The 18,887-nt window shown below is 44.1% G+C and carries 33 protein-coding genes; all 33 read left to right on the plus strand.

All coding sequences use genetic code 11. The annotated features are described in order from the left end of the window. The first annotated feature begins 22 nt into the window (after nucleotides 1-22). The 33 genes from rpsG to eno all read left to right on the plus strand — a co-directional run bounded on the left by rpsG (nucleotide 23) and on the right by eno (nucleotide 18,787). A complete protein-coding gene (gene rpsG, locus L990_RS09640; protein ID WP_047448149.1) occupies nucleotides 23-499 on the plus strand; it encodes a 30S ribosomal protein S7 in 477 nt (158 codons plus the stop codon). A 70-nt stretch (nucleotides 500-569) separates the two neighbouring features. Next, complete coding sequence (fusA, locus tag L990_RS09645) at nucleotides 570-2,639, plus strand: elongation factor G (RefSeq protein WP_052180889.1); 2,070 nt, start codon at nucleotides 570-572, stop codon at nucleotides 2,637-2,639. 18 nt (nucleotides 2,640-2,657) lie between these two features. After that, nucleotides 2,658-2,963 (plus strand): 30S ribosomal protein S10, encoded by a 306-nt coding sequence (gene rpsJ, locus L990_RS09650; RefSeq protein WP_047448155.1) that lies wholly within the window; start codon nucleotides 2,658-2,660, stop codon nucleotides 2,961-2,963. A gap of 49 nt (nucleotides 2,964-3,012) precedes the next feature. Next, complete coding sequence (rplC, locus tag L990_RS09655; protein WP_047448158.1) at nucleotides 3,013-3,636, plus strand: 50S ribosomal protein L3; 624 nt, start codon at nucleotides 3,013-3,015, stop codon at nucleotides 3,634-3,636. Then, nucleotides 3,636-4,268, plus strand: a complete 633-nt coding sequence (rplD, locus tag L990_RS09660) for a 50S ribosomal protein L4 (protein WP_047448161.1) — start codon at nucleotides 3,636-3,638, stop codon at nucleotides 4,266-4,268. The genes rplC and rplD overlap by 1 nt, the downstream gene beginning before the upstream one ends. A gap of 10 nt (nucleotides 4,269-4,278) precedes the next feature. Next, nucleotides 4,279-4,569, plus strand: a complete 291-nt coding sequence (rplW, locus tag L990_RS09665; protein WP_047448164.1) for a 50S ribosomal protein L23 — start codon at nucleotides 4,279-4,281, stop codon at nucleotides 4,567-4,569. A gap of 5 nt (nucleotides 4,570-4,574) precedes the next feature. Further along, nucleotides 4,575-5,399 (plus strand): 50S ribosomal protein L2, encoded by an 825-nt coding sequence (rplB, locus tag L990_RS09670; RefSeq protein ID WP_047448167.1) that lies wholly within the window; start codon nucleotides 4,575-4,577, stop codon nucleotides 5,397-5,399. Between the two features lie 19 nt (nucleotides 5,400-5,418). Further along, nucleotides 5,419-5,688, plus strand: coding sequence for a 30S ribosomal protein S19 (rpsS, locus tag L990_RS09675; protein WP_047448169.1), 270 nt, complete (start codon nucleotides 5,419-5,421; stop codon nucleotides 5,686-5,688). A gap of 31 nt (nucleotides 5,689-5,719) precedes the next feature. Then, complete coding sequence (rplV, locus tag L990_RS09680; protein ID WP_047448172.1) at nucleotides 5,720-6,133, plus strand: 50S ribosomal protein L22; 414 nt, start codon at nucleotides 5,720-5,722, stop codon at nucleotides 6,131-6,133. Nucleotides 6,134-6,137: 4 nt separating this feature from the next. Further along, complete coding sequence (rpsC, locus tag L990_RS09685; RefSeq protein ID WP_047448175.1) at nucleotides 6,138-6,866, plus strand: 30S ribosomal protein S3; 729 nt, start codon at nucleotides 6,138-6,140, stop codon at nucleotides 6,864-6,866. Between the two features lie 27 nt (nucleotides 6,867-6,893). Then, a complete protein-coding gene (gene rplP, locus L990_RS09690; protein WP_047448178.1) occupies nucleotides 6,894-7,313 on the plus strand; it encodes a 50S ribosomal protein L16 in 420 nt (139 codons plus the stop codon). A gap of 14 nt (nucleotides 7,314-7,327) precedes the next feature. Then, a complete protein-coding gene (rpmC, locus tag L990_RS09695; RefSeq protein WP_047448181.1) occupies nucleotides 7,328-7,522 on the plus strand; it encodes a 50S ribosomal protein L29 in 195 nt (64 codons plus the stop codon). Nucleotides 7,523-7,534: 12 nt separating this feature from the next. Then, nucleotides 7,535-7,789, plus strand: coding sequence for a 30S ribosomal protein S17 (gene rpsQ / locus L990_RS09700; RefSeq protein WP_047448183.1), 255 nt, complete (start codon nucleotides 7,535-7,537; stop codon nucleotides 7,787-7,789). Between the two features lie 2 nt (nucleotides 7,790-7,791). Beyond that, complete coding sequence (gene rplN / locus L990_RS09705) at nucleotides 7,792-8,157, plus strand: 50S ribosomal protein L14 (protein ID WP_047448186.1); 366 nt, start codon at nucleotides 7,792-7,794, stop codon at nucleotides 8,155-8,157. Between the two features lie 21 nt (nucleotides 8,158-8,178). Further along, nucleotides 8,179-8,499, plus strand: a complete 321-nt coding sequence (gene rplX, locus L990_RS09710; protein ID WP_047448189.1) for a 50S ribosomal protein L24 — start codon at nucleotides 8,179-8,181, stop codon at nucleotides 8,497-8,499. Continuing rightward, complete coding sequence (gene rplE, locus L990_RS09715; protein ID WP_047448191.1) at nucleotides 8,499-9,056, plus strand: 50S ribosomal protein L5; 558 nt, start codon at nucleotides 8,499-8,501, stop codon at nucleotides 9,054-9,056. The genes rplX and rplE overlap by 1 nt, the downstream gene beginning before the upstream one ends. Nucleotides 9,057-9,061: 5 nt before the next feature. Beyond that, the gene (rpsN, locus tag L990_RS09720) at nucleotides 9,062-9,331 is read left to right on the plus strand and encodes a 30S ribosomal protein S14 (RefSeq protein ID WP_047448193.1); all 270 of its coding nucleotides are present in this window, start codon (nucleotides 9,062-9,064) and stop codon (nucleotides 9,329-9,331) included. Between the two features lie 15 nt (nucleotides 9,332-9,346). After that, a complete protein-coding gene (rpsH, locus tag L990_RS09725; RefSeq protein ID WP_047448198.1) occupies nucleotides 9,347-9,742 on the plus strand; it encodes a 30S ribosomal protein S8 in 396 nt (131 codons plus the stop codon). A 15-nt stretch (nucleotides 9,743-9,757) separates the two neighbouring features. Continuing rightward, the gene (rplF, locus tag L990_RS09730; RefSeq protein WP_047448200.1) at nucleotides 9,758-10,315 is read left to right on the plus strand and encodes a 50S ribosomal protein L6; all 558 of its coding nucleotides are present in this window, start codon (nucleotides 9,758-9,760) and stop codon (nucleotides 10,313-10,315) included. Nucleotides 10,316-10,333: 18 nt separating this feature from the next. Beyond that, a complete protein-coding gene (rplR, locus tag L990_RS09735) occupies nucleotides 10,334-10,696 on the plus strand; it encodes a 50S ribosomal protein L18 (RefSeq protein WP_047448203.1) in 363 nt (120 codons plus the stop codon). Nucleotides 10,697-10,704: 8 nt separating this feature from the next. Continuing rightward, nucleotides 10,705-11,226, plus strand: a complete 522-nt coding sequence (rpsE, locus tag L990_RS09740) for a 30S ribosomal protein S5 (RefSeq protein ID WP_047448205.1) — start codon at nucleotides 10,705-10,707, stop codon at nucleotides 11,224-11,226. A 13-nt stretch (nucleotides 11,227-11,239) separates the two neighbouring features. Next, the gene (gene rpmD / locus L990_RS09745; protein ID WP_047448208.1) at nucleotides 11,240-11,422 is read left to right on the plus strand and encodes a 50S ribosomal protein L30; all 183 of its coding nucleotides are present in this window, start codon (nucleotides 11,240-11,242) and stop codon (nucleotides 11,420-11,422) included. A 28-nt stretch (nucleotides 11,423-11,450) separates the two neighbouring features. After that, the gene (gene rplO / locus L990_RS09750; protein WP_047448211.1) at nucleotides 11,451-11,897 is read left to right on the plus strand and encodes a 50S ribosomal protein L15; all 447 of its coding nucleotides are present in this window, start codon (nucleotides 11,451-11,453) and stop codon (nucleotides 11,895-11,897) included. A gap of 4 nt (nucleotides 11,898-11,901) precedes the next feature. Next, nucleotides 11,902-13,230, plus strand: a complete 1,329-nt coding sequence (gene secY / locus L990_RS09755; RefSeq protein WP_047448214.1) for a preprotein translocase subunit SecY — start codon at nucleotides 11,902-11,904, stop codon at nucleotides 13,228-13,230. 31 nt (nucleotides 13,231-13,261) lie between these two features. Further along, nucleotides 13,262-14,044 (plus strand): type I methionyl aminopeptidase, encoded by a 783-nt coding sequence (gene map / locus L990_RS09760; protein ID WP_047448216.1) that lies wholly within the window; start codon nucleotides 13,262-13,264, stop codon nucleotides 14,042-14,044. A gap of 3 nt (nucleotides 14,045-14,047) precedes the next feature. After that, nucleotides 14,048-14,266, plus strand: coding sequence for a translation initiation factor IF-1 (infA, locus tag L990_RS09765; RefSeq protein ID WP_047448221.1), 219 nt, complete (start codon nucleotides 14,048-14,050; stop codon nucleotides 14,264-14,266). Nucleotides 14,267-14,280: 14 nt separating this feature from the next. Then, nucleotides 14,281-14,397 (plus strand): 50S ribosomal protein L36, encoded by a 117-nt coding sequence (rpmJ, locus tag L990_RS19680; protein WP_081981664.1) that lies wholly within the window; start codon nucleotides 14,281-14,283, stop codon nucleotides 14,395-14,397. A gap of 24 nt (nucleotides 14,398-14,421) precedes the next feature. Further along, the gene (rpsM, locus tag L990_RS09770; protein ID WP_047448225.1) at nucleotides 14,422-14,802 is read left to right on the plus strand and encodes a 30S ribosomal protein S13; all 381 of its coding nucleotides are present in this window, start codon (nucleotides 14,422-14,424) and stop codon (nucleotides 14,800-14,802) included. 12 nt (nucleotides 14,803-14,814) lie between these two features. Then, nucleotides 14,815-15,207: a 30S ribosomal protein S11 gene (gene rpsK / locus L990_RS09775; RefSeq protein ID WP_047448228.1), complete on the plus strand. Its 393-nt coding sequence runs from the start codon at nucleotides 14,815-14,817 to the stop codon at nucleotides 15,205-15,207. Between the two features lie 51 nt (nucleotides 15,208-15,258). After that, a complete protein-coding gene (gene rpsD, locus L990_RS09780; RefSeq protein ID WP_047448230.1) occupies nucleotides 15,259-15,864 on the plus strand; it encodes a 30S ribosomal protein S4 in 606 nt (201 codons plus the stop codon). A 17-nt stretch (nucleotides 15,865-15,881) separates the two neighbouring features. Then, nucleotides 15,882-16,874: a DNA-directed RNA polymerase subunit alpha gene (locus tag L990_RS09785; RefSeq protein ID WP_047448233.1), complete on the plus strand. Its 993-nt coding sequence runs from the start codon at nucleotides 15,882-15,884 to the stop codon at nucleotides 16,872-16,874. Nucleotides 16,875-16,881: 7 nt separating this feature from the next. Next, the gene (gene rplQ / locus L990_RS09790; protein ID WP_047448236.1) at nucleotides 16,882-17,376 is read left to right on the plus strand and encodes a 50S ribosomal protein L17; all 495 of its coding nucleotides are present in this window, start codon (nucleotides 16,882-16,884) and stop codon (nucleotides 17,374-17,376) included. Nucleotides 17,377-17,479: 103 nt separating this feature from the next. After that, complete coding sequence (gene eno / locus L990_RS09795; RefSeq protein WP_047448240.1) at nucleotides 17,480-18,787, plus strand: phosphopyruvate hydratase; 1,308 nt, start codon at nucleotides 17,480-17,482, stop codon at nucleotides 18,785-18,787. Nucleotides 18,788-18,887: the final 100 nt, after the last annotated feature.

Below are 18,887 nucleotides of genomic sequence, written 5' to 3' on the forward strand. Positions count from 1 at the left end.
AAACTATTTGAAAATCAGTTAGATGAGAAAGACGAAGCCTAAAAAAAGGATTCTACTTCCAGATCCAAAATTCAAGGATACCCTTGTAACCAGGTTCGTAAACAACCTGATGTTGGATGGAAAGAAGAGTATTGCCTACACCATCTTTTACAACTCGATGGATTTGGTAGGTGAGAAGATGAAGGACTCAGAAAAGGCTCCTTTAGAAATATGGAAAAAAGCGATTGACAATATCACTCCTCAGGTGGAAGTTAAGTCACGCCGTGTAGGTGGTGCTACTTTCCAGGTGCCAATCGAGGTGCGTGCTGAGAGAAAAATGTCACTAGCAATGAAAAATCTTATCCTTTACGCTCGTAGGCGTTCTGGACGTACTATGGCTGAAAAGCTTGCTGCCGAAATTATGGCTGCTTTTAACGAAGAGGGTGGTGCATACAAACGTAAGGAAGATATGCACAAGATGGCTGAAGCTAACAAGGCTTTTGCTCATTTCAGATTTTAATTAACAAATTTGACGAAAAGGTACAGCACTCATGAGCAAAGATTTACAATATACTAGAAATATCGGGATCATGGCGCACATCGACGCAGGTAAGACTACAACTACCGAGCGTATCCTTTACTTCACCGGGAAGACACACAAGATCGGAGAAGTACATGATGGTGGTGCAACCATGGACTGGATGGTTCAGGAGCAGGAGCGTGGTATTACCATTACCTCTGCTGCTACTACTACCTTCTGGAATTTTGCCGATAAGACTCATAAGATTAACATCATCGACACCCCAGGCCACGTTGACTTTACTGTTGAGGTAGAGCGTTCTCTTCGTGTTCTAGATGGTGCTGTTGCTACTTTTTGTGCAGTAGGTGGTGTTGAGCCTCAGTCTGAAACCGTATGGCGCCAGGCTGATAAGTACAAAGTTCCACGTATTGGTTACGTGAACAAGATGGACCGTATCGGTGCCGATTTCTTTAACGTCGTTGCTCAAGTGAAAGAGCGTCTTGGTGCAAACCCAGTGCCTATCGTAGTTCCAATTGGAGCAGAAGATAAGTTCCGTGGTATCGTAGACCTTATTCACAACCAAGCTTATGTTTGGGATAGCAACAACGAGAAAGATCCATTTAAGGTGATCGGTGTTCCAGAAGAACTTGCTGCAGAAGTTGAAGAGTACAGAGGACAGCTTGTAGAAGCTATCGCTGAATTCGACGATACGCTAATGGAAATGTTCTTCGAAGATCCAAACTCGATTTCTCCAGATCAGATTATCGCAGCACTTCGTCAGGCTACCATCTCAATGAAGGTTGTTCCTATGATGTGCGGTTCTTCATTTAAGAACAAGGGCGTTCAGTATCTTTTGGATGCAGTAGTTCAATACTTGCCAAGTCCAAACGATGTTGAGTCTGTAATCGGTGTTAATCCTGATACTGAAGAGGAAGTAGTGCGCCATCCAGATGCAAAAGAGCCTCTTGCAGGTCTTGCATTTAAGATTGCCACTGACCCATTCGTTGGTCGTTTGGCTTTCGTTCGTATCTACTCTGGTCGCATCGACGCAGGTTCTTACGTATACAACACTCGTTCTGGAAAGAAGGAGCGCGTATCTCGTATTTTCCAAATGCACGCCAACAAGCAAAACCCAGTTGAATTCATTGAGGCTGGTGATATTTGTGCTGTTGTTGGATTTAAAGATGTTCGCACTGGTGATACCATCTGTGATGAGAACAACAAGATTGTTCTTGAATCTATGAGCTTCCCTGAGCCAGTTATCGGTCTTGCTATTGAGCCTAAAACTCAAAAAGATCTAGATAAGCTAGGTGTTGCACTTAACAAGCTATCAGAAGAGGATCCAACCTTTACTGTACGCACTGACGAGGAATCTGGCCAAACCGTTATTAGCGGTATGGGTGAGCTTCACCTTGAAATTATTGTTGACCGTCTACGTCGTGAATTCAACGTAGAAATCAACCAAGGTGCTCCACAGGTAAACTACAAGGAAGCTATTACAGGAACTGTTCAACACCGCGAAGTGTTCAAAAAACAAACTGGTGGTCGTGGTAAGTTCGCTGATATCATCGTTGAGATCGGACCAGCTGACGAAGGACACGTTGGCCTACAGTTTATCGACGTTGTTAAGGGTGGTAATATTCCTAAAGAATACATTCCATCTATCCAAAAAGGTTTTGCTTCGGCAATGGCTAACGGCTGCTTAGCAGGTTACACCGTAGAAAGTCTAAAAGTTACAGTTAAGGACGGTTCGTTCCACCCTGTTGACTCGGATGCACTTTCTTTCGAAATCTGTGCTCGCAACGCCTTCCGTCAAGCATCTCCAAAGGCACGCCCTGTAATTCTTGAGCCAATCATGTCTGTAGAGGTGGTTACTCCAGAAGAGAGCATGGGTGATGTTATTGGTGACTTCAACAAGCGTCGTGGTCAAATCGTGAACATGGACTCTAGAGGTGGTGCACGTGTAGTTAAAGCTAAGGTGCCGCTATCAGAAATGTTCGGCTACGTAACTGTACTTCGTACACTTACATCAGGTCGTGCAACTTCTACCATGGAGTTCTCTCACTACGATGTGGTATCACAAAACTTGGCAAAGGAGATCATCGAGAAGTCTTCAGGCCGTGTTAAGAGTGTAGAATAATCAAATTTGTAAAGTAAAATGAGCCAAAAGATAAGAATCAAATTGAAATCTTACGATCATAACTTGGTTGACAAGTCGGCTGAGAAGATCGTTAAGACTGTGAAATCTACCGGCGCAGTAGTGAGTGGCCCAATTCCACTTCCTACCCACAAGAAGATTTTCACCGTAAACCGCTCGACCTTCGTTAACAAGAAGAGCCGCGAGCAGTTTGAACTATGCACCTTCAAGCGTCTGCTTGACATTTACAGCTCAACTCCAAAAACTATCGACGCTCTAATGAAGTTGGAGCTTCCAAGTGGTGTTGAAGTTGAAATCAAGGTGTGATAAAACAAGAACTTTAGTTACTAAAGCTGTTATATTTAATTTTTAAACAATGCCAGGTCTAATTGGAAAAAAAATCGGAATGACTTCCGTTTTCAGTGCCGAGGGAAAGAACATTCCATGCACTGTTATTGAGGCTGGTCCATGCGTAGTTACGCAGGTTAAAAGCGCAGAGGTAGATGGCTACACTGCTCTTCAACTTGCCTATGACGAAAAGAAGGAAAAGCAAACCAGCAACAGCCTCTTAGGACACTTCAAGAAAGCTAACACAACTCCAAAGCGCAAGTTAGCCGAGTTTGGCAACGACTTCGTAAAGGAGTACCTTCTTGGTGATGTAGTAACAGTAGGCGACCTCTTCGAGGAGGGCGACTGGGTTGACGTTACTGGAATCTCTAAAGGTAAAGGTTTTCAGGGTGTAGTTAAGCGTCACGGTTTCGGTGGTGTTGGTGGTCAAACCCACGGTCAGCACAACCGTCAGCGTCACCCGGGTTCTATGGGTGCATCTTCTTACCCATCTCGCGTATTCAAGGGCAAGCGTTTAGCTGGCCGCATGGGTGGCGACCAAGTGAAGGTGCTTAACCTTAAGGTTCTTAAGGTAATCCCAGAAAACAACCTACTACTAGTAAAAGGATCTATTCCTGGAGCAAAGGGTTCATACTTAATCATTGAGGAGTAATGGAATTAGCAGTTTACAACACCGCCGGTCAGGATACCGGAAGAAAGGTAACCCTGCAAGACAGTATCTTTGGCGTTGAGCCAAACGACCACTGCATCTACCTCGACGTAAAACAGTACCTAGCGAACCAACGCCAAGGAACTGCAAAGTCGAAGCAGCGTAACGAAGTATCAGGCTCTACCCGTAAGCTTAAGCGCCAAAAGGGTACCGGTACCGCTCGTGCAGGTAGCATTAAGTCGCCTTTATTTGTTGGTGGTGGCCGTGTATTCGGACCAGTACCTCGCGACTATAGCTTCAAACTTAACAAGAAAACTAAGCTGGTTGCTCGTAAGAGCGCGCTTGCTTACAAAGTTAAGGCTAACGCTATCAGCGTAATCGAAAACTTCAGTTTCGAGGCACCTAAGACTAAGGCTTTCACAAGCATCATCAGCAGCCTAAAGGTTGCCGACCACAAGCTTCTTTTTGTGGTAACTGACGTAAATCCAGTTGTTGCTCTATCGGCTCGTAACCTTCCTAACGTGAAGGTGGTTCGCGCTTCAGACCTCAACACTTACGACGTGATGAACGCTCAAAGCCTACTCGTGACCGAAGGGTCTTTCGAGGTAATTAACAGAATCTTTGGTATATCGTAAATCAACTGAAATGGAGATTATATTTAAGCCAATATTGACCGAAAAAATGACGATTCTTGGCGAGAAGTTGAATCGTTACGGTTTCATCGTTGATAATAGGGCTAACAAAATCGAAATCAAGAAGGCTGTTGAAGAGCTTTACGGCGTAGTTGTTTCTGATGTAAACACCATGCGCTATGCGGGAAAGAAAAAAGCTCGCTACACCAAAGCTGGTCTTCTTGTGGGTAAAACCAACTCGTTCAAAAAGGCGATAGTTACCTTGCAGAGTGGAGATAAGATTGATTTTTATAGCAATATCTAGCAGAAATGGCGTTAAGGAAGTTTAAACCCGTAACTCCGGGTACCAGACATAAGATTATAGGTGCATTCGACGATATTACTAGCTCGACACCTGAGAAATCATTGCTAAAGCCTCTCAAGAGAAGCGGTGGTCGTAACAACACCGGTAAGATGACCATGCGCTACATCGGTGGTGGTCATAAGAAGATGTACCGTATCATCGACTTTAAGAGAGACAAAGATGGAATGGTAGCAACCGTAAAGACTATCGAGTATGATCCAAACCGTAGCGCACGTATCGCGTTGGTAACCTACCCTGATGGGGAAAAGCGTTACATCATCGCGCCAACAGGGCTACAAGTTGGTCAGAAAATTGAGTCTGGAGCAGGTGTTGCGCCAGAAATCGGCAATACGCTTCCATTGGGCGAAATGCCACTTGGTACTGTAGTACACAATATCGAGTTGCATCCCGGACAAGGTGCTGTGATGGCACGTAGCGCCGGAACCTATGCCCAGCTACTAGCTCGTGAAGGCAAGTACGCTATACTTAAGCTGCCATCAGGCGAAACTCGTATGGTGCTAACTACCTGCCGTGCAACTGTAGGCACAGTATCTAACCCAGACCACGCTCTAGAAATCAGCGGAAAGGCTGGTAGAAAGAGATGGTTAGGACGTAGACCTCGAAACAGAGGTGTTGCGATGAACCCAGTAGATCACCCAATGGGTGGTGGTGAAGGACGTCAGTCAGGAGGTCACCCAAGATCACGTAAGGGTACGCCAGCTAAGGGCTACAAGACCCGTAACAAGAAGAAGGGTTCTTCTAAGTTTATTATTGACAGAAGAAAGAAGTAATTGATTAATTGAATTCACCATGAGTCGTTCACTGAAGAAAGGGCCATACATTGAGCCTAAGCTGGAGAAACGCATCCTTGACATGAATGAAAGCAGCAAGAAAGTTGTTGTTAAAACTTGGTCAAGAGCCAGCATGATCTCTCCAGACTTCGTTGGTCATACTGTAGCCGTGCATAACGGAAACAAGTTTATTCCTGTTTACGTTACCGAGAACATGGTAGGTCATAAGCTTGGAGAATTTGCTCCAACTCGTACCTTCCGTGGCCACGGCGGAAATAAGAAAAAATAGTAGCTAACACCGAAATCGATCGTAGATTACAATGGGTGCAAGAAAAAGAATAATGGCCGAACAAAAAAAGGCCGAAAAGAAGCAGAAGGCAATTGCAATCCTTCGCAACTGTCCCAGCTCTCCACGAAAGATGAGGCTGGTAGCAGACCTTATCCGTGGTATTGAAGTAAACAAAGCCTTAGGTATTCTGAAGTTTACCAAAAAAGAGGCTTCGATGAAGCTAGAGAAACTGTTGCTCTCGGCGATTGCCAACTGGCAAGCTAAGAACGAAGGTGTGCGCATCGACGATACAAAGCTTTTTGTTACCGAAATTTTCGTTGACGAAGGTAAAATGTTGAAGCGCGTACAACCTGCGCCTCAAGGCCGTGCGCATCGTATTCGTAAGAGATCTAACCACGTAACCATCGTGGTTGGCGAGAAAAAAGAAACAGAAGTAAAAAGCTAATCGAATGGGACAAAAAGTTAATCCAATAGCAAACCGTCTAGGCATTATTCGCGGATGGGATTCAAACTGGTTTGGCGGAGATAGCTTCTCTCAAAAGCTAGTAGAAGATACCAAAATTCGTGAGTACCTTAACGCACGTCTAGCAAAGGCAAGCCTTTCTAAGATCGTGATTGAAAGAACGCTTAAGCTCATCACGGTTACTATCCACACTGCCCGTCCAGGTATCATTATTGGAAAAGGTGGCCAAGAGGTAGACAAACTAAAAGAAGAGCTCAAGAAGATTACCAGCAAAGAGGTTCAAATCAACATCTTTGAGGTAAAACGCCCAGAGCTCGATGCTAACATCGTAGCCAACAACATCGCCCGTCAAGTAGAAGGACGTATCTCTTACCGTCGTGCCATCAAGATGGCGATTGCCTCTACCATGCGTATGGGTGCCGAAGGTATCAAGATTCAGATTTCTGGTCGTGTTGGTGGTGCCGAAATGGCCCGTTCTGAAACCTACAAGGAAGGCCGTATTCCATTGCACACCTTCCGTGCTGATATCGACTACGCTCTAGCTGAGGCTATCACCAAAGTGGGAGTGCTAGGTATCAAGGTATGGATTTGCAAGGGTCTTGTGTACGGAAAGCGTGACCTATCTCCTAATGCAGGAATTCAAGGTCAAGGTGCTCCATCACAAGGCGGTGCTCCACGCCAAGGCAAAGGTGGTGCAAAGAAGAAAAGAAAGTAATCGTTGAAAGAGAAAAGCTTTTAAAAAATGTTACAGCCTAAAAAGACAAAGTATAGAAGAGTCCAAAAGGGCAAGATGAAAGGAAATGCCCAAAGAGGGCATCAGCTTGCCTTTGGATCGTTCGGTATCAAGGCTCTAGAAGAAACCTGGATCACTGGTCGCCAGATCGAAGCTGCTCGTCAAGCTGTGGTTCGTTTTATGAAGCGTGAAGGACAGATCTGGATTCGCATCTTCCCTGATAAGCCTATTACCAAGAAGCCTGCCGAAGTGCGTATGGGTAAAGGTAAGGGTGCTCCTGAAGCGTTCGTAGCTCCTGTATCACCAGGTAGAATCATCATGGAAGCCGAAGGGGTACCAATGGAGGTTGCCAAGGAAGCGCTTCGTCTAGGAGCCCAAAAGCTTCCAATTATTACCAAATTCGTCGTTAGACGCGACTACGTAGAATAATAGGAGAAAGCGAAATGAAAGCTAACGAAATCAGAGAATTAGCTAGCAAGGATATCCTAGAGCGCATCGCTGCGGAGAAGGAGCAGCTGGTTAAGATGAAACTTAACCATGCAGTATCTCCTCTTGATAACCCAATGCTTATTAAGAAGACGCGTAAAAATGTGGCACGAATGTTGACCATTCTTCGCCAATCAGAACTGAACAAGTAACGCAGGTGAACCATGGAAAGAAATCTTAGAAAAGAGAGAACTGGGGTCGTTGTCAGCAACAAGATGGAAAAAACTATAGTTGTTGCTGTAAAACGTAAAGTTAAGCACCCTATATATGGTAAATTCGTCAATAAAACTACTAAATTTGTAGCCCACGACGAAACCAACACTTGCAGCGAAGGCGATACCATTAAAATTATGGAAACTCGTCCTTTGAGCAAGACCAAGCGCTGGAGACTTGTTGAAATTATCGAAAGAGTTAAATAATTATGATTCAGCAGGAAAGTAGATTATCAGTAGCTGATAACAGCGGAGCAAAGGAAGTCCTTTGCATCCGCGTCCTTGGCGGTACTGGAAAGCGATATGCCAGCATTGGCGATAAGATCGTTGTTACCGTTAAGAGTGCTATGCCCTCTGGCGACATCAAGAAGGGTACCGTATCTAAGGCAATCGTTGTAAGAACGAAGAAGGAAATTCGCCGTCAGGATGGATCTTACATCCGTTTCGACGATAACGCCGTTGTTCTTCTTAACAACCAAGGCGAAATGCGTGGAACCCGTATCTTCGGGCCAGTTGCTAGAGAGCTGCGCGATATCAATATGAAGATCGTTTCGCTTGCTCCAGAAGTGTTATAACGCAAAAAACGAAACAGAAAAATGCGCAAATTACACGTAAAAAAAGGGGACCTCGTTTCCGTTATCGCTGGTGACGATAAGGGCAAACAAGGCCGCGTGCTAGAAGTTCTTGTGAAAGAAAATCGTGCCGTGGTTGAGGGCGTTAACATGGTATCGAAGCATACCAAGCCAAACGCAAAGAACCCTCAAGGTGGTATCATTAAGCAGGAAGCCTCAATTAACCTTTCTAACTTAATGATCGTAGACCCTTCTACCGGAAAACCAACACGTATCGGTAGAAAACGCGATGAGAACAATAAATCAGTGCGTTATGCAAAAAAATCAGGGGAGGTAATTAAGTAATGAGTTACGTACCTACACTCAAGAAAAAGTATAACGAGGAAATCGTTCCTGCACTAGTGAAGGAATTCGGTTACAAGAGCGTTATGCAAGCACCCCGGTTGTCTAAAATTGTGATCAACCAAGGGTTAGGACAGGCTGTTGCCGACAAGAAAATCATCGAAGTAGCTATCAACGAGCTAACTGCAATTGCAGGTCAAAAGGCGGTTGCTACCAACTCTCGTAAGGACATCGCTAACTTTAAGCTTCGTAAGGGTATGCCTATCGGGGTTAAGGTTACCTTGCGTAACGAGAGAATGTTTGAGTTCCTAAACAGGTTCATCAGCATTGCCATGCCACGTGTACGTGACTTCAACGGTATTCCAGAAAAGTTCGACGGCCAAGGTAACTACACTTTGGGTGTTACAGAGCAAATCATCTTCCCTGAAATTGATATCGACAAGATTTCAAAGATTTTGGGTATGGAGATCACCTTTGTAACTACTGCAAAGACTGACGAAGAGGCTTATGCGCTTCTAAAAGAGTTCGGATTACCATTTAAAAACGCTAAAAAGAACTAATCGATATGGCAAAGGAATCCATGAAGGCTCGTGAAGTAAAGCGTGCTAAGCTTGTAGCTAAGTATGCCGAAAAGCGTGCAGCATTGAAAGAGGCAGGCGATTTCGCTGGCCTAGCAAAGCTTCCTAAGAATTCTAATCCTGTTCGTTTGCATAACCGTTGCCAGCTTACAGGCCGTCCAAAGGGATATATGCGCGATTTCGGAATTAGCAGAATCACCTTCCGTGAGATGGCATCAAACGGGTTGATTCCAGGGGTAAGAAAAGCAAGTTGGTAATTTAAATTTTGCAAGATGACTGATCCAATAGCAGATTTCCTAACAAGAATCCGCAACGCCGTGAAGGCGAACCATAAAGTAGTTGAGATTCCAGGCTCTAAAATAAAGGAAGCGATCACCAAGATCCTTCACGAGCAAGGTTACATTCTAAGCTACAAATTTGTACAGGATGGTTTTAGAAGCACCATCAAAATCGCTCTTAAGTACCATCCAGAAACTCGTATTTCGGCTATTAAGGGCCTTAAAAGAGTTTCTCGCCCAGGTCTTCGTCAGTATGCTGGTGTTGAAAGCATGCCACGCGTATTAAACGGCCTAGGTGTAGCAATCGTATCAACCTCTCATGGTGTAATGACCGATAAGGAGGCTAGAGCACAAAAAGTGGGTGGCGAAGTAATTTGCTACGTTTACTAATAAACAATTAGCACAATGTCAAGAATAGGAAAATTACCTGTAAACTTACCACAAGGCGTTACCGTAACCGTTAGCGCTGACAACGTGGTTAGCGTAAAAGGCCCTCTTGGAGAACTTAAGCAAAAGGTTGATCCAGACATTAAGGTTGCCATAGAGGGGAATGAGGTTCTCGTAACCCGTCCTACTAACCAGCCACGTCACAGATCGCTCCACGGTCTTTACCGTTCGCTTATCAACAACATGGTTGTAGGTGTATCTCAAGGATACACCGTGCAACAAGAGTTGGTGGGTGTAGGTTATAAAGTTGAAGTAAAAGACAATATCCTTGAGTTCAGCCTTGGATATTCTCACGACATCTTCCTTCAGCTTCCTCCAGAAATAAAGGCCGAAGCAAAGGCAGAAAAGAAGGGTAACCCAATCCTTACCCTTAAGAGCATCGACAAGCAGCTCATTGGTGGTATTGCTGCCAAGATCAGATCGCTTCGTAAGCCAGAGCCTTACAAAGGTAAAGGTATTAAGTTCGTTGGCGAACAGCTTCGTAGAAAGGCTGGTAAGTCTGCTAATGCTAAATAATTTTAAAGGAGAAAAGTTATGGCTTTATCAACATTAGAAAGAAGATTACGCATTAAGCGACGTATCCGTAAAAGAATTAGCGGAACAGCAGTAAGACCACGTATGTCGGTTTTCAGAAGCAATAAGCAGATCTACGCTCAGCTTATCGATGATCTAACAGGAGTTACTTTGGTTTCAGCTTCTTCGTTGGAAAAAGAAATCGCAGAAAAAACTGCTTCAATCACTAAGGTTGAAGTAGCGAAGCTTGTTGGAAAACTAGCCGCTGAAAGAGCTCTTGCAAAAGGGATCAGCGAAGTGGTATTCGACAGAAACGGTTATCTTTACCACGGACGAGTTCAAAATTTAGCCGATGCCGCCCGCGAAGGTGGTCTTAAATTCTAAAAAAGCGTATGTCAGCAAATACTAACATTAGAAAAGTAAAGTCAAGCGAGATCGAACTAAAGGATCGCTTGGTGAGCATACAGCGCGTTACCAAAGTAACCAAAGGGGGACGTACCTTCAGCTTTTCAGCAATTGTTGTTGTTGGAAACGAAAACGGAATCGTTGGTTACGGACTAGGTAAAGCTAGCGAGGTAACCGCTGCTATCGCAAAGGGCATCGAAGATGCTAAGAAAAACCTTGTAAAGGTTCCAATCCTTAACAAAACTATTCCTCACGAGCAAATCGCTAAGTTTGGTGGTTCTCGCGTGTTCATGAAGCCTGCTGCTTCGGGTACCGGAGTAAAGGCGGGTGGTGCGATGCGTGCCGTACTTGAGAGCGTTGGCGTACATGACGTACTTTGCAAATGTAAAGGCTCGTCTAACCCACACAACCTTGTAAAGGCTACCGTAAAAGCGCTTACCGAAATGCGCGACGCTTACAGCGTGGCTGAGGTACGTGGCGTTTCACTAAAGAAAGTATTTAACGGTTAATTTTGTAGAGATTATGGCAAAGTTGAAAATTACTCAAGTTCGTAGCCGTATCGGTTCGAGCAAGGTTCAAAAAGCAACTCTTGATACACTAGGTCTCCGCAAAATGCACCAAAGCGTAGAGCGTGAAGGTACTCCTTCCGTTCTAGGCCTAGTACAAGCGGTGAGACACCTTGTAACAGTAGAGGAAGTAAAGTAGTAGGTTTAAAAAGTAAAAAGCAACTTTTATGAATTTAAGTCAATTAAAACCTGCTAAAGGTTCAACACATAGCGAGAAGAGAATCGGTCGCGGACAAGGCTCTGGTCACGGTGGTACATCTACACGTGGTCATAAAGGAGCTAAGTCTCGTTCTGGTTACTCTCGTAAGTTTGGATTTGAAGGGGGTCAGATGCCTTTGCAGCGTCGTTTGCCTAAGTATGGCTTTAAGAATATCAATCGTGTAGAGTACAAGGCTATCAACATTGATATGCTACAGCAGCTACATGAAAAGAAGGGCTATACCGTAATTGATATCCAAACTTTAATTGATGCTGGTTTAGCTTCTAAGAACGATCTAGTGAAAGTTCTTGGTCGCGGTGAACTAAAGGCAGCCCTTGAAGTACATGCACACGCATTCTCGAAATCAGCAGTTGCTGCGATCGAGGCACAACAAGGAAAAGCCGTAAAACTGTAATCGAATGAAAGCTCTAATACAGACACTAAAGAACATCTTTAAGATTGAAGATCTTAAGAAAAGGATTCTCTACACATTAGGAATATTGGTGATTTATAGGTTGGGAAGTTTCGTTGTAATACCTGGCGTTGACCCAAACATGCTGGCAAACCTACAAAATCAAGCCTCTGCAGGCTTGATGGGGTTGCTTAACATGTTCTCTGGGGGGGCCTTCGGTCATGCTTCGATCTTTGCATTAGGTATCATGCCGTACATTTCGGCATCGATCGTAGTGCAGCTGCTTGCCATCGCAGTACCTTATTTTCAGAGGCTACAACGCGAAGGTGAAAGCGGACGTCGGAAACTTAACCAAATTACTCGTTACTTAACCGTAGGCATCCTGCTAATTCAAGCACCTGCCTACCTCGCGAACCTTCACGCACAACTTCCTGTAGATGCGTTCGTTCTGACTGGAGCTTTCTTCACTATCCAAGCTACCATTACCCTCATCGCTGGTACGATGTTTGTGATGTGGCTAGGCGAGAAGATTACAGAAAAAGGTATCGGTAACGGTATCTCACTAATTATTATGATTGGTATTGTGGCCCGTCTTCCATTTTCATTCTGGTCGGAGATCGAATCTCGACTTGGAGCAAATGCAGTTGGTGGGCTCATCATGCTAGTTGTAGAGTTGGTGTTTTTATTTCTTGTATTCAGTGCTACCATTGCTCTTGTGCAAGCTACCCGCAAAGTACCAGTGCAATATGCGAAAAGAATCGTTGGTAATAAGCAGTATGGCGGTGTTCGTCAGTACATCCCATTGAAAATCAATGCTGCAGGTGTGATGCCGATCATCTTTGCTCAGGCCATCATGTTTATTCCGATGATGTTCACTCGCTTTAACTCTGATATTGCTAGCAGCATAGGAATGGCATTTTCGGATTATACCGGTTTCTGGTATAACTTCACTTTTGCCATCCTTGTTATAGCATTTACGTATTTCTATACAGCTATTACAGTTAACCCGCTGATGATGGCTGAAGATATGAAGAAGAACGGTGGTTTTATTCCAGGCGTGAAACCGGGTAAGAAAACCGTAGAGTATCTAGACACAATCATGTCGAGGATTACGCTACCCGGATCAATTTTCTTGGCGCTTATTGCAATCCTTCCATCGTTTGCAATGAAGCTTGGAATATCCAACCAGTTCGCACACTTCTTCGGAGGCACCTCACTGCTCATTTTAGTGGGGGTTATCCTTGACACTCTTCAGCAGATCGAAAGCCATCTACTTCTACGTCACTATGACGGTTTGATGAAAACCGGACGTTTGAAGGGACGATCTGGAATGTAATTTGCTGAGCATAAAGGTTCTTTCAAAACAAATGATTCACTTAAAAACAGAAGAGGAAATCGAGATCATCAGGGAGAACAACCTGCTTGTATCGAAGACACTTGCTGAAGTGGCAAAACATATCGGACCAGGGGTAACCACCCTGGTCCTTGATAAAATTGCCGAGCAATTTATTCGAGACAATGGTGCTGTTCCTGGTTTTCTAGGTTATCATGGCTATCCAAACACCTTGTGTATATCGGTTAACGATACAGTTGTACACGGTATTCCTTCAAAATACGAACTTCGTGAGGGGGATATTGTGTCTGTTGATTGTGGTACCAACTACAAGGGTTTTTACGGCGATAGCGCCTATACCTTCGAGGTGGGAGAGGTTAGACCAGAGGTTAAACGACTTCTGGAGGTTACCAAAGAAGCCCTTCTTTTAGGGATAGAGCAGGCCGTAGAAGGCAACCGAGTAGGCGACGTATCGGCAGCAGTACAGCGACACGCTGAAGTTAACGGGTTCTCAGTAGTAAGGGAGATGGTTGGGCACGGACTCGGGAAATCTATGCACGAAGAGCCAGAAGTTCCAAACTATGGCGCTAGGGGTAGAGGTCCCAAGTTGCAAACCGGGATGGTAATTTGCATCGAACCAATGATCAACCTTGGCAAAAAGCACATCTACATGGAGAAAGACGGTTGGACCGTCAAAACTACAGATAGAAAGGCTTCCGCACACTTTGAGTTGGCAGTGGCAATAGGAAAGAGGAAAGCTGACATCCTTTCGACGTTTAAGTTTATTGAAGAAGTTTTAGAAGAAAAAAGAAGGTAACCAATGGCAAAGCAAGCTGCAATTGAAAAAGATGGTGTAATAATTGAAGCATTGTCAAACGCAATGTTTCGTGTCGAGTTGGATAACGGACACGTTATTACTGCTCACATTTCCGGTAAGATGAGAATGCACTACATTCGCATTCTGCCTGGAGATAAAGTGCGTGTTGAAATGTCTCCCTACGATCTGAGTAAGGGGAGAATATCTTTTAGGTACAAATAAAAAGACAGACGACGATGAAAGTTAGAGCTTCAGTCAAGAAACGCAGCGAAGATTGCGTTATCGTGAAAAGGAAAGGTCGCGTTTACGTGATCTGCAAAAAGAACCCTAAGTTTAAAATGCGCCAAGGATAGTCATTTAATTAATTACAAACGTTTATGGCACGTATTGTTGGGGTAGACTTACCCAAAAACAAAAGAGGCGTTATTGGTCTTACATACATCTACGGTATTGGAAGAAGCACCGCCGAACAAATTTTAGATAAGGCAGGAATTAGCCACGAGATCAAAGTTAAAGATTGGAACGATGATCAAGTAGGGGCTATTCGTAGCATTATCGCAGAGGACGAAATCAAAGTTGAAGGAGAACTTCGATCAATAGTTCAGCTGAACATCAAGCGATTGATGGATATTGGTTGCTACAGGGGTATCAGACACCGTCTTGGCTTACCACTACGTGGACAAAGCACCAAGAACAACGCTCGTACTCGTAAGGGTAAGCGTAAAACTGTGGCTAACAAGAAAAAAGCAACTAAATAATCTTAACGAACAATGGCAAAGAAAAGTACTGCTACCGTTAAAAAGAAAGTTGTTAAGGTTGAGGCTGTTGGTCAAGCACACATTCATTCTTCCTTCAACAACATTATTGTTTCGTTGACAAACAATAACGGACAAGTTATTAGCTGGTCGTCTGCCGGTAAGATGGGTTTCAGAGGATCAAAAAAGAACACTCCATATGCTGCTCAAACTGCGGCATCTGATTGCGCTAAAGTTGCTTTCGACCTAGGCTTACGCAAGGTAAAGGCATACGTAAAGGGTCCTGGATCAGGACGTGAGTCTGCTATTCGTACAATCCACGCAGCGGGTATTGAAGTAACCGAGATTGTTGACGTTACTCCACTTCCACACAACGGATGTCGTCCTCCTAAAAGAAGAAGGGTGTAATTTCCTATTGCGTAGATAAAAATTTTAACTTAACTTTAAAATTCGTACAAAATGGCAAGATATACTGGACCACGCGCAAAAATTGCTCGTAAGTTTGGAGAGCCTATTTTCGGACCAGATAGGGCTTTTGAGAAAAAGAACTATCCTCCAGGACAACATGGATTGGCTCGTAAGAGAAAAAAATTATCAGAGTATGGTGTTCAGCTTCGTGAGAAGCAAAAGGTAAAATACACCTACGGATTGTTGGAAAAGCAATTCCGTAACTTGTTCGAAAGAGCTGCTCGTATGAAGGGTGTTAAGGGTGAAAACCTGCTTCAACTTCTTGAAAGCCGCTTGGACAACGTAGTTTACCGCATGGGCGTTGCGCCTACTCGCGCGGCTGCTCGTCAGCTGGTTAGTCACCGTCACATCACCGTGAATGGTAACAATGTTAACATTCCTTCCTACATCCTTCGTCCAGGTGACGTAGTTGGTGTACGTGAGAAGTCAAAGTCTCTGGAAGTTATTGTCAACTCTGTAGGAGCTCGTAGAAACAAATACTCTTGGTTGGAATGGGATCCAACTTCAATGACTGGAAAGTTCATGAACCGTCCTGAAAGAAGTGAGATTCCTGAGAACATTAAGGAACAACTCATTGTTGAACTTTACTCTAAGTAGTAACTAACGCAACGATTATGGCAATACTAGCATTCCAAAAGCCCGACAAGGTAATTATGCTCGAGGCTACCGACACGTTCGGACGTTTCGAATTTCGTCCGCTTGAACCCGGTTACGGGATCACCGTAGGTAACGCACTACGACGCATTCTACTATCGTCATTAGAGGGCTATGCGATTACTACTGTTAAGATTGCCGGTGTGGATCATGAATTCTCTTCAATCCCTGGGGTTATTGAGGATGTCGTTAAAATTATCCTTAACCTAAAGCAAATTCGCTTTAAGAAAATTGCTGAAGGTGTTGATAACGAAAAGGTAACTGTTACCATCTCGGGTCAAAACGAGTTTAAAGCGGGATTCCTTTCGAACTTCCTAACCTCATTCAAGGTGCTTAACCCAGATCTTCTCATCTGCCGTATGGAGCCAGATGTTAAGCTTCAGGTTGAACTTACCATTGCAAAGGGGAGAGGCTATGTTCCTTCCGAGGAAAATAGACCTGTGGAAGCTGAATTTGGGGTGATTCCTATCGACTCCATCCATACTCCAATCAAGAACGTAAAGTTTGCAGTTGAGAACTACCGTGTAGAGCAAAAGACTGACTACGAGAAACTAATTTTAGAAATAACCACCGACGGTTCGATTCAGCCAAAAGAATCTCTTAAGGAGGCCGCTAAAATTTTGATTTACCACTTCATGCTATTCTCTGATGAAAAGATTACTCTTGATTCGGATGAAAAGTTTACCAACGAAGAGTTTGATGAAGAGGTACTTCATATGCGTCAAATGCTTAAGACTAAGTTGGTTGATATGGATCTGTCAGTTCGTGCCCTTAACTGCCTAAAGGCAGCAGAGGTTGAAACGCTGGGTGATTTGGTGAAGTTCCACCGCAACGACCTTCTGAAGTTCCGTAACTTTGGAAAGAAGTCGCTTACCGAGCTTGACGAACTGCTAGACTCTATGAGCCTATCGTTCGGAATGGACGTTTCTAAGTACAAACTTGACAAGGAATAGCTAAACAATGAGACATAATAAAAAAATCAACCATTTAGGTAGAAAGAGCGCTCACCGTAAGTCGCTACTATCTAACTTGGCGTGCTCGCTAATTCTTCACAAGAGAATTACGACTACCGTAGCTAAGGCGAAAGCTCTTAAGATGTACGTTGAGCCTCTTATCACTAAGTCGAAGGAGGATTCAACCCACAATCGCCGTATGGTATTCAGCTACCTAAAGAACAAGTATGCAGTATCTGAGCTTTTCCGTGAGGTTTCTCAGAAGATTGCTAACCGTCCAGGTGGTTATACCCGTATCTTGAAGGTTGGATTCCGTCCAGGTGATGCTGCAGAAATGTGCATCATCGAGCTTGTAGATTACAACGAAACCTACACTGTAGCTCCATCTCAAGATAAGAAGGCTGCTAAGACTACAACTCGTCGTAGCCGTGCCAAAAAATCAGAAACAGCACCTGCTGCTACCGACACTGTTAAGGAAGCAAAAACTGAAGGTGAAGAGTAGTAGCTAAGTCGCTAGTACAATATTTTTTGAGTATCTTTGAGGGGAAAGGGGAGACCTTTTTCCCTCATTTTGTTTTTAACTATCATCACTAATTACAAATACTATGGGTCAAATAGTTAACGTACACGCTCGTGAGATCCTTGATTCTCGTGGCAATCCAACTATCGAAGTAGAAATTACAACCGCTAGCGGTGCTTTTGGTCGTGCTGCCGTTCCATCTGGTGCTTCAACCGGAGAAAACGAGGCGCTAGAGCTTCGCGATGGCGATAAGGGACGCTACTTAGGTAAAGGTGTGCTAAAGGCTGTACATAACGTTAACGAGGTTATTGCTCCTGAAATTCTCGGCATGTTCGTGGGCGATCAAGTAGGCATCGATAAAAAGATGATCCAACTTGATGGAACTAATACCAAGAGCAACTTAGGTGCAAACGCTATCCTAGGCGTTTCTCTAGCCGTAGCTAAGGCTGCAGCAAACTTCTATGGTCTTCCACTATACCGTTACATTGGTGGAACTAACGCAAAAACGCTACCTGTTCCAATGATGAATATCATCAATGGTGGCTCTCACTCTGATGCTCCTATTGCATTCCAAGAGTTTATGGTACGCCCTGTTGGTGCTACCTCTTTCCGTGAAGGCCTTCGTATGGGTGCGGAAGTTTTCCATGCTCTTAAAAAAGTTCTTCATGACCGTGGCCTATCTACTGCTGTAGGTGACGAAGGTGGTTTTGCTCCAACTCTTAATGGAACTGAAGATGCTCTTGAGTCTATCATCAAGGCTATTGAGATTGCAGGTTACAAGCCAGGCCGTAAGTGCGAAGGTGGTCAAGTTTCAATCGGATTGGACTGTGCTTCATCTGAATTCTTCAAGGACGGAAAGTACAACTACGCTAAGTTTGAAGGTGCTAATGGAAAAGTTCTTTCATCTGAAGAGCAAGCATCGTACCTAGAGGAGCTAGTTAACAAGTATCCTATCGATTCTATCGAGGATGGTATGGGTGAAAACGACTGGGCTGGTTGGAAGATTCTTACTGATAAGTTAGGTAGTCGTTGTCAGCTAGTTGGTGATGACTTGTTTGTTACTAACGTTGACTTCCTAAAGAGGGGTATTGAGGAAGGCTGTGCTAACTCAATTCTTATCAAGGTTAACCAAATCGGTTCTTTAACTGAAACTCTTGATGCGATTGAAATGGCTCACCGTGCAGGTTACACTTCTGTAACTTCTCACCGTTCTGGAGAAACTGAAGATTCAACTATTGCTGATATCGCAGTTGCTACCAATTCAGGTCAAATCAAGACTGGTTCAATGAGCCGCTCTGACCGTATGGCTAAATACAACCAGCTGCTTCGTATTGAAGAGGAACTTGGAGACGAGGCTATTTACGGATACGAAAAGATTTACCGTAAAGCTTAATCGTACGCATGATATGAAGGCCGGCACATATGTACCGGCCTTTTTTTATTAAAAAAATAGCCGATTTAAGCTGTCGCAGCTAAAATCGGCTTTTCGTATG

Source organism: Alistipes sp. ZOR0009 (assembly GCF_000798815.1).
Taxonomy (GTDB): Bacteria; Bacteroidota; Bacteroidia; order Bacteroidales; family ZOR0009; genus Acetobacteroides.

Bases quoted from the DNA above. Each gene is read 5' to 3' on its own strand.
- rpsG (WP_047448149.1), top strand. From the start codon at position 23: ATGAGAAAGACGAAGCCTAAAAAAAGGATTCTACTTCCAGATCCAAAA.
- fusA (WP_052180889.1), top strand. From the start codon at position 570: ATGGCGCACATCGACGCAGGTAAGACTACAACTACCGAGCGTATCCTT.
- rpsJ (WP_047448155.1), top strand. From the start codon at position 2,658: ATGAGCCAAAAGATAAGAATCAAATTGAAATCTTACGATCATAACTTG.
- rplC (WP_047448158.1), top strand. From the start codon at position 3,013: ATGCCAGGTCTAATTGGAAAAAAAATCGGAATGACTTCCGTTTTCAGT.
- rplD (WP_047448161.1), top strand. From the start codon at position 3,636: ATGGAATTAGCAGTTTACAACACCGCCGGTCAGGATACCGGAAGAAAG.
- rplW (WP_047448164.1), top strand. From the start codon at position 4,279: ATGGAGATTATATTTAAGCCAATATTGACCGAAAAAATGACGATTCTT.
- rplB (WP_047448167.1), top strand. From the start codon at position 4,575: ATGGCGTTAAGGAAGTTTAAACCCGTAACTCCGGGTACCAGACATAAG.
- rpsS (WP_047448169.1), top strand. From the start codon at position 5,419: ATGAGTCGTTCACTGAAGAAAGGGCCATACATTGAGCCTAAGCTGGAG.
- rplV (WP_047448172.1), top strand. From the start codon at position 5,720: ATGGGTGCAAGAAAAAGAATAATGGCCGAACAAAAAAAGGCCGAAAAG.
- rpsC (WP_047448175.1), top strand. From the start codon at position 6,138: ATGGGACAAAAAGTTAATCCAATAGCAAACCGTCTAGGCATTATTCGC.
- rplP (WP_047448178.1), top strand. From the start codon at position 6,894: ATGTTACAGCCTAAAAAGACAAAGTATAGAAGAGTCCAAAAGGGCAAG.
- rpmC (WP_047448181.1), top strand. From the start codon at position 7,328: ATGAAAGCTAACGAAATCAGAGAATTAGCTAGCAAGGATATCCTAGAG.
- rpsQ (WP_047448183.1), top strand. From the start codon at position 7,535: ATGGAAAGAAATCTTAGAAAAGAGAGAACTGGGGTCGTTGTCAGCAAC.
- rplN (WP_047448186.1), top strand. From the start codon at position 7,792: ATGATTCAGCAGGAAAGTAGATTATCAGTAGCTGATAACAGCGGAGCA.
- rplX (WP_047448189.1), top strand. From the start codon at position 8,179: ATGCGCAAATTACACGTAAAAAAAGGGGACCTCGTTTCCGTTATCGCT.
- rplE (WP_047448191.1), top strand. From the start codon at position 8,499: ATGAGTTACGTACCTACACTCAAGAAAAAGTATAACGAGGAAATCGTT.
- rpsN (WP_047448193.1), top strand. From the start codon at position 9,062: ATGGCAAAGGAATCCATGAAGGCTCGTGAAGTAAAGCGTGCTAAGCTT.
- rpsH (WP_047448198.1), top strand. From the start codon at position 9,347: ATGACTGATCCAATAGCAGATTTCCTAACAAGAATCCGCAACGCCGTG.
- rplF (WP_047448200.1), top strand. From the start codon at position 9,758: ATGTCAAGAATAGGAAAATTACCTGTAAACTTACCACAAGGCGTTACC.
- rplR (WP_047448203.1), top strand. From the start codon at position 10,334: ATGGCTTTATCAACATTAGAAAGAAGATTACGCATTAAGCGACGTATC.
- rpsE (WP_047448205.1), top strand. From the start codon at position 10,705: ATGTCAGCAAATACTAACATTAGAAAAGTAAAGTCAAGCGAGATCGAA.
- rpmD (WP_047448208.1), top strand. From the start codon at position 11,240: ATGGCAAAGTTGAAAATTACTCAAGTTCGTAGCCGTATCGGTTCGAGC.
- rplO (WP_047448211.1), top strand. From the start codon at position 11,451: ATGAATTTAAGTCAATTAAAACCTGCTAAAGGTTCAACACATAGCGAG.
- secY (WP_047448214.1), top strand. From the start codon at position 11,902: ATGAAAGCTCTAATACAGACACTAAAGAACATCTTTAAGATTGAAGAT.
- map (WP_047448216.1), top strand. From the start codon at position 13,262: ATGATTCACTTAAAAACAGAAGAGGAAATCGAGATCATCAGGGAGAAC.
- infA (WP_047448221.1), top strand. From the start codon at position 14,048: ATGGCAAAGCAAGCTGCAATTGAAAAAGATGGTGTAATAATTGAAGCA.
- rpmJ (WP_081981664.1), top strand. From the start codon at position 14,281: ATGAAAGTTAGAGCTTCAGTCAAGAAACGCAGCGAAGATTGCGTTATC.
- rpsM (WP_047448225.1), top strand. From the start codon at position 14,422: ATGGCACGTATTGTTGGGGTAGACTTACCCAAAAACAAAAGAGGCGTT.
- rpsK (WP_047448228.1), top strand. From the start codon at position 14,815: ATGGCAAAGAAAAGTACTGCTACCGTTAAAAAGAAAGTTGTTAAGGTT.
- rpsD (WP_047448230.1), top strand. From the start codon at position 15,259: ATGGCAAGATATACTGGACCACGCGCAAAAATTGCTCGTAAGTTTGGA.
- L990_RS09785 (WP_047448233.1), top strand. From the start codon at position 15,882: ATGGCAATACTAGCATTCCAAAAGCCCGACAAGGTAATTATGCTCGAG.
- rplQ (WP_047448236.1), top strand. From the start codon at position 16,882: ATGAGACATAATAAAAAAATCAACCATTTAGGTAGAAAGAGCGCTCAC.
- eno (WP_047448240.1), top strand. From the start codon at position 17,480: ATGGGTCAAATAGTTAACGTACACGCTCGTGAGATCCTTGATTCTCGT.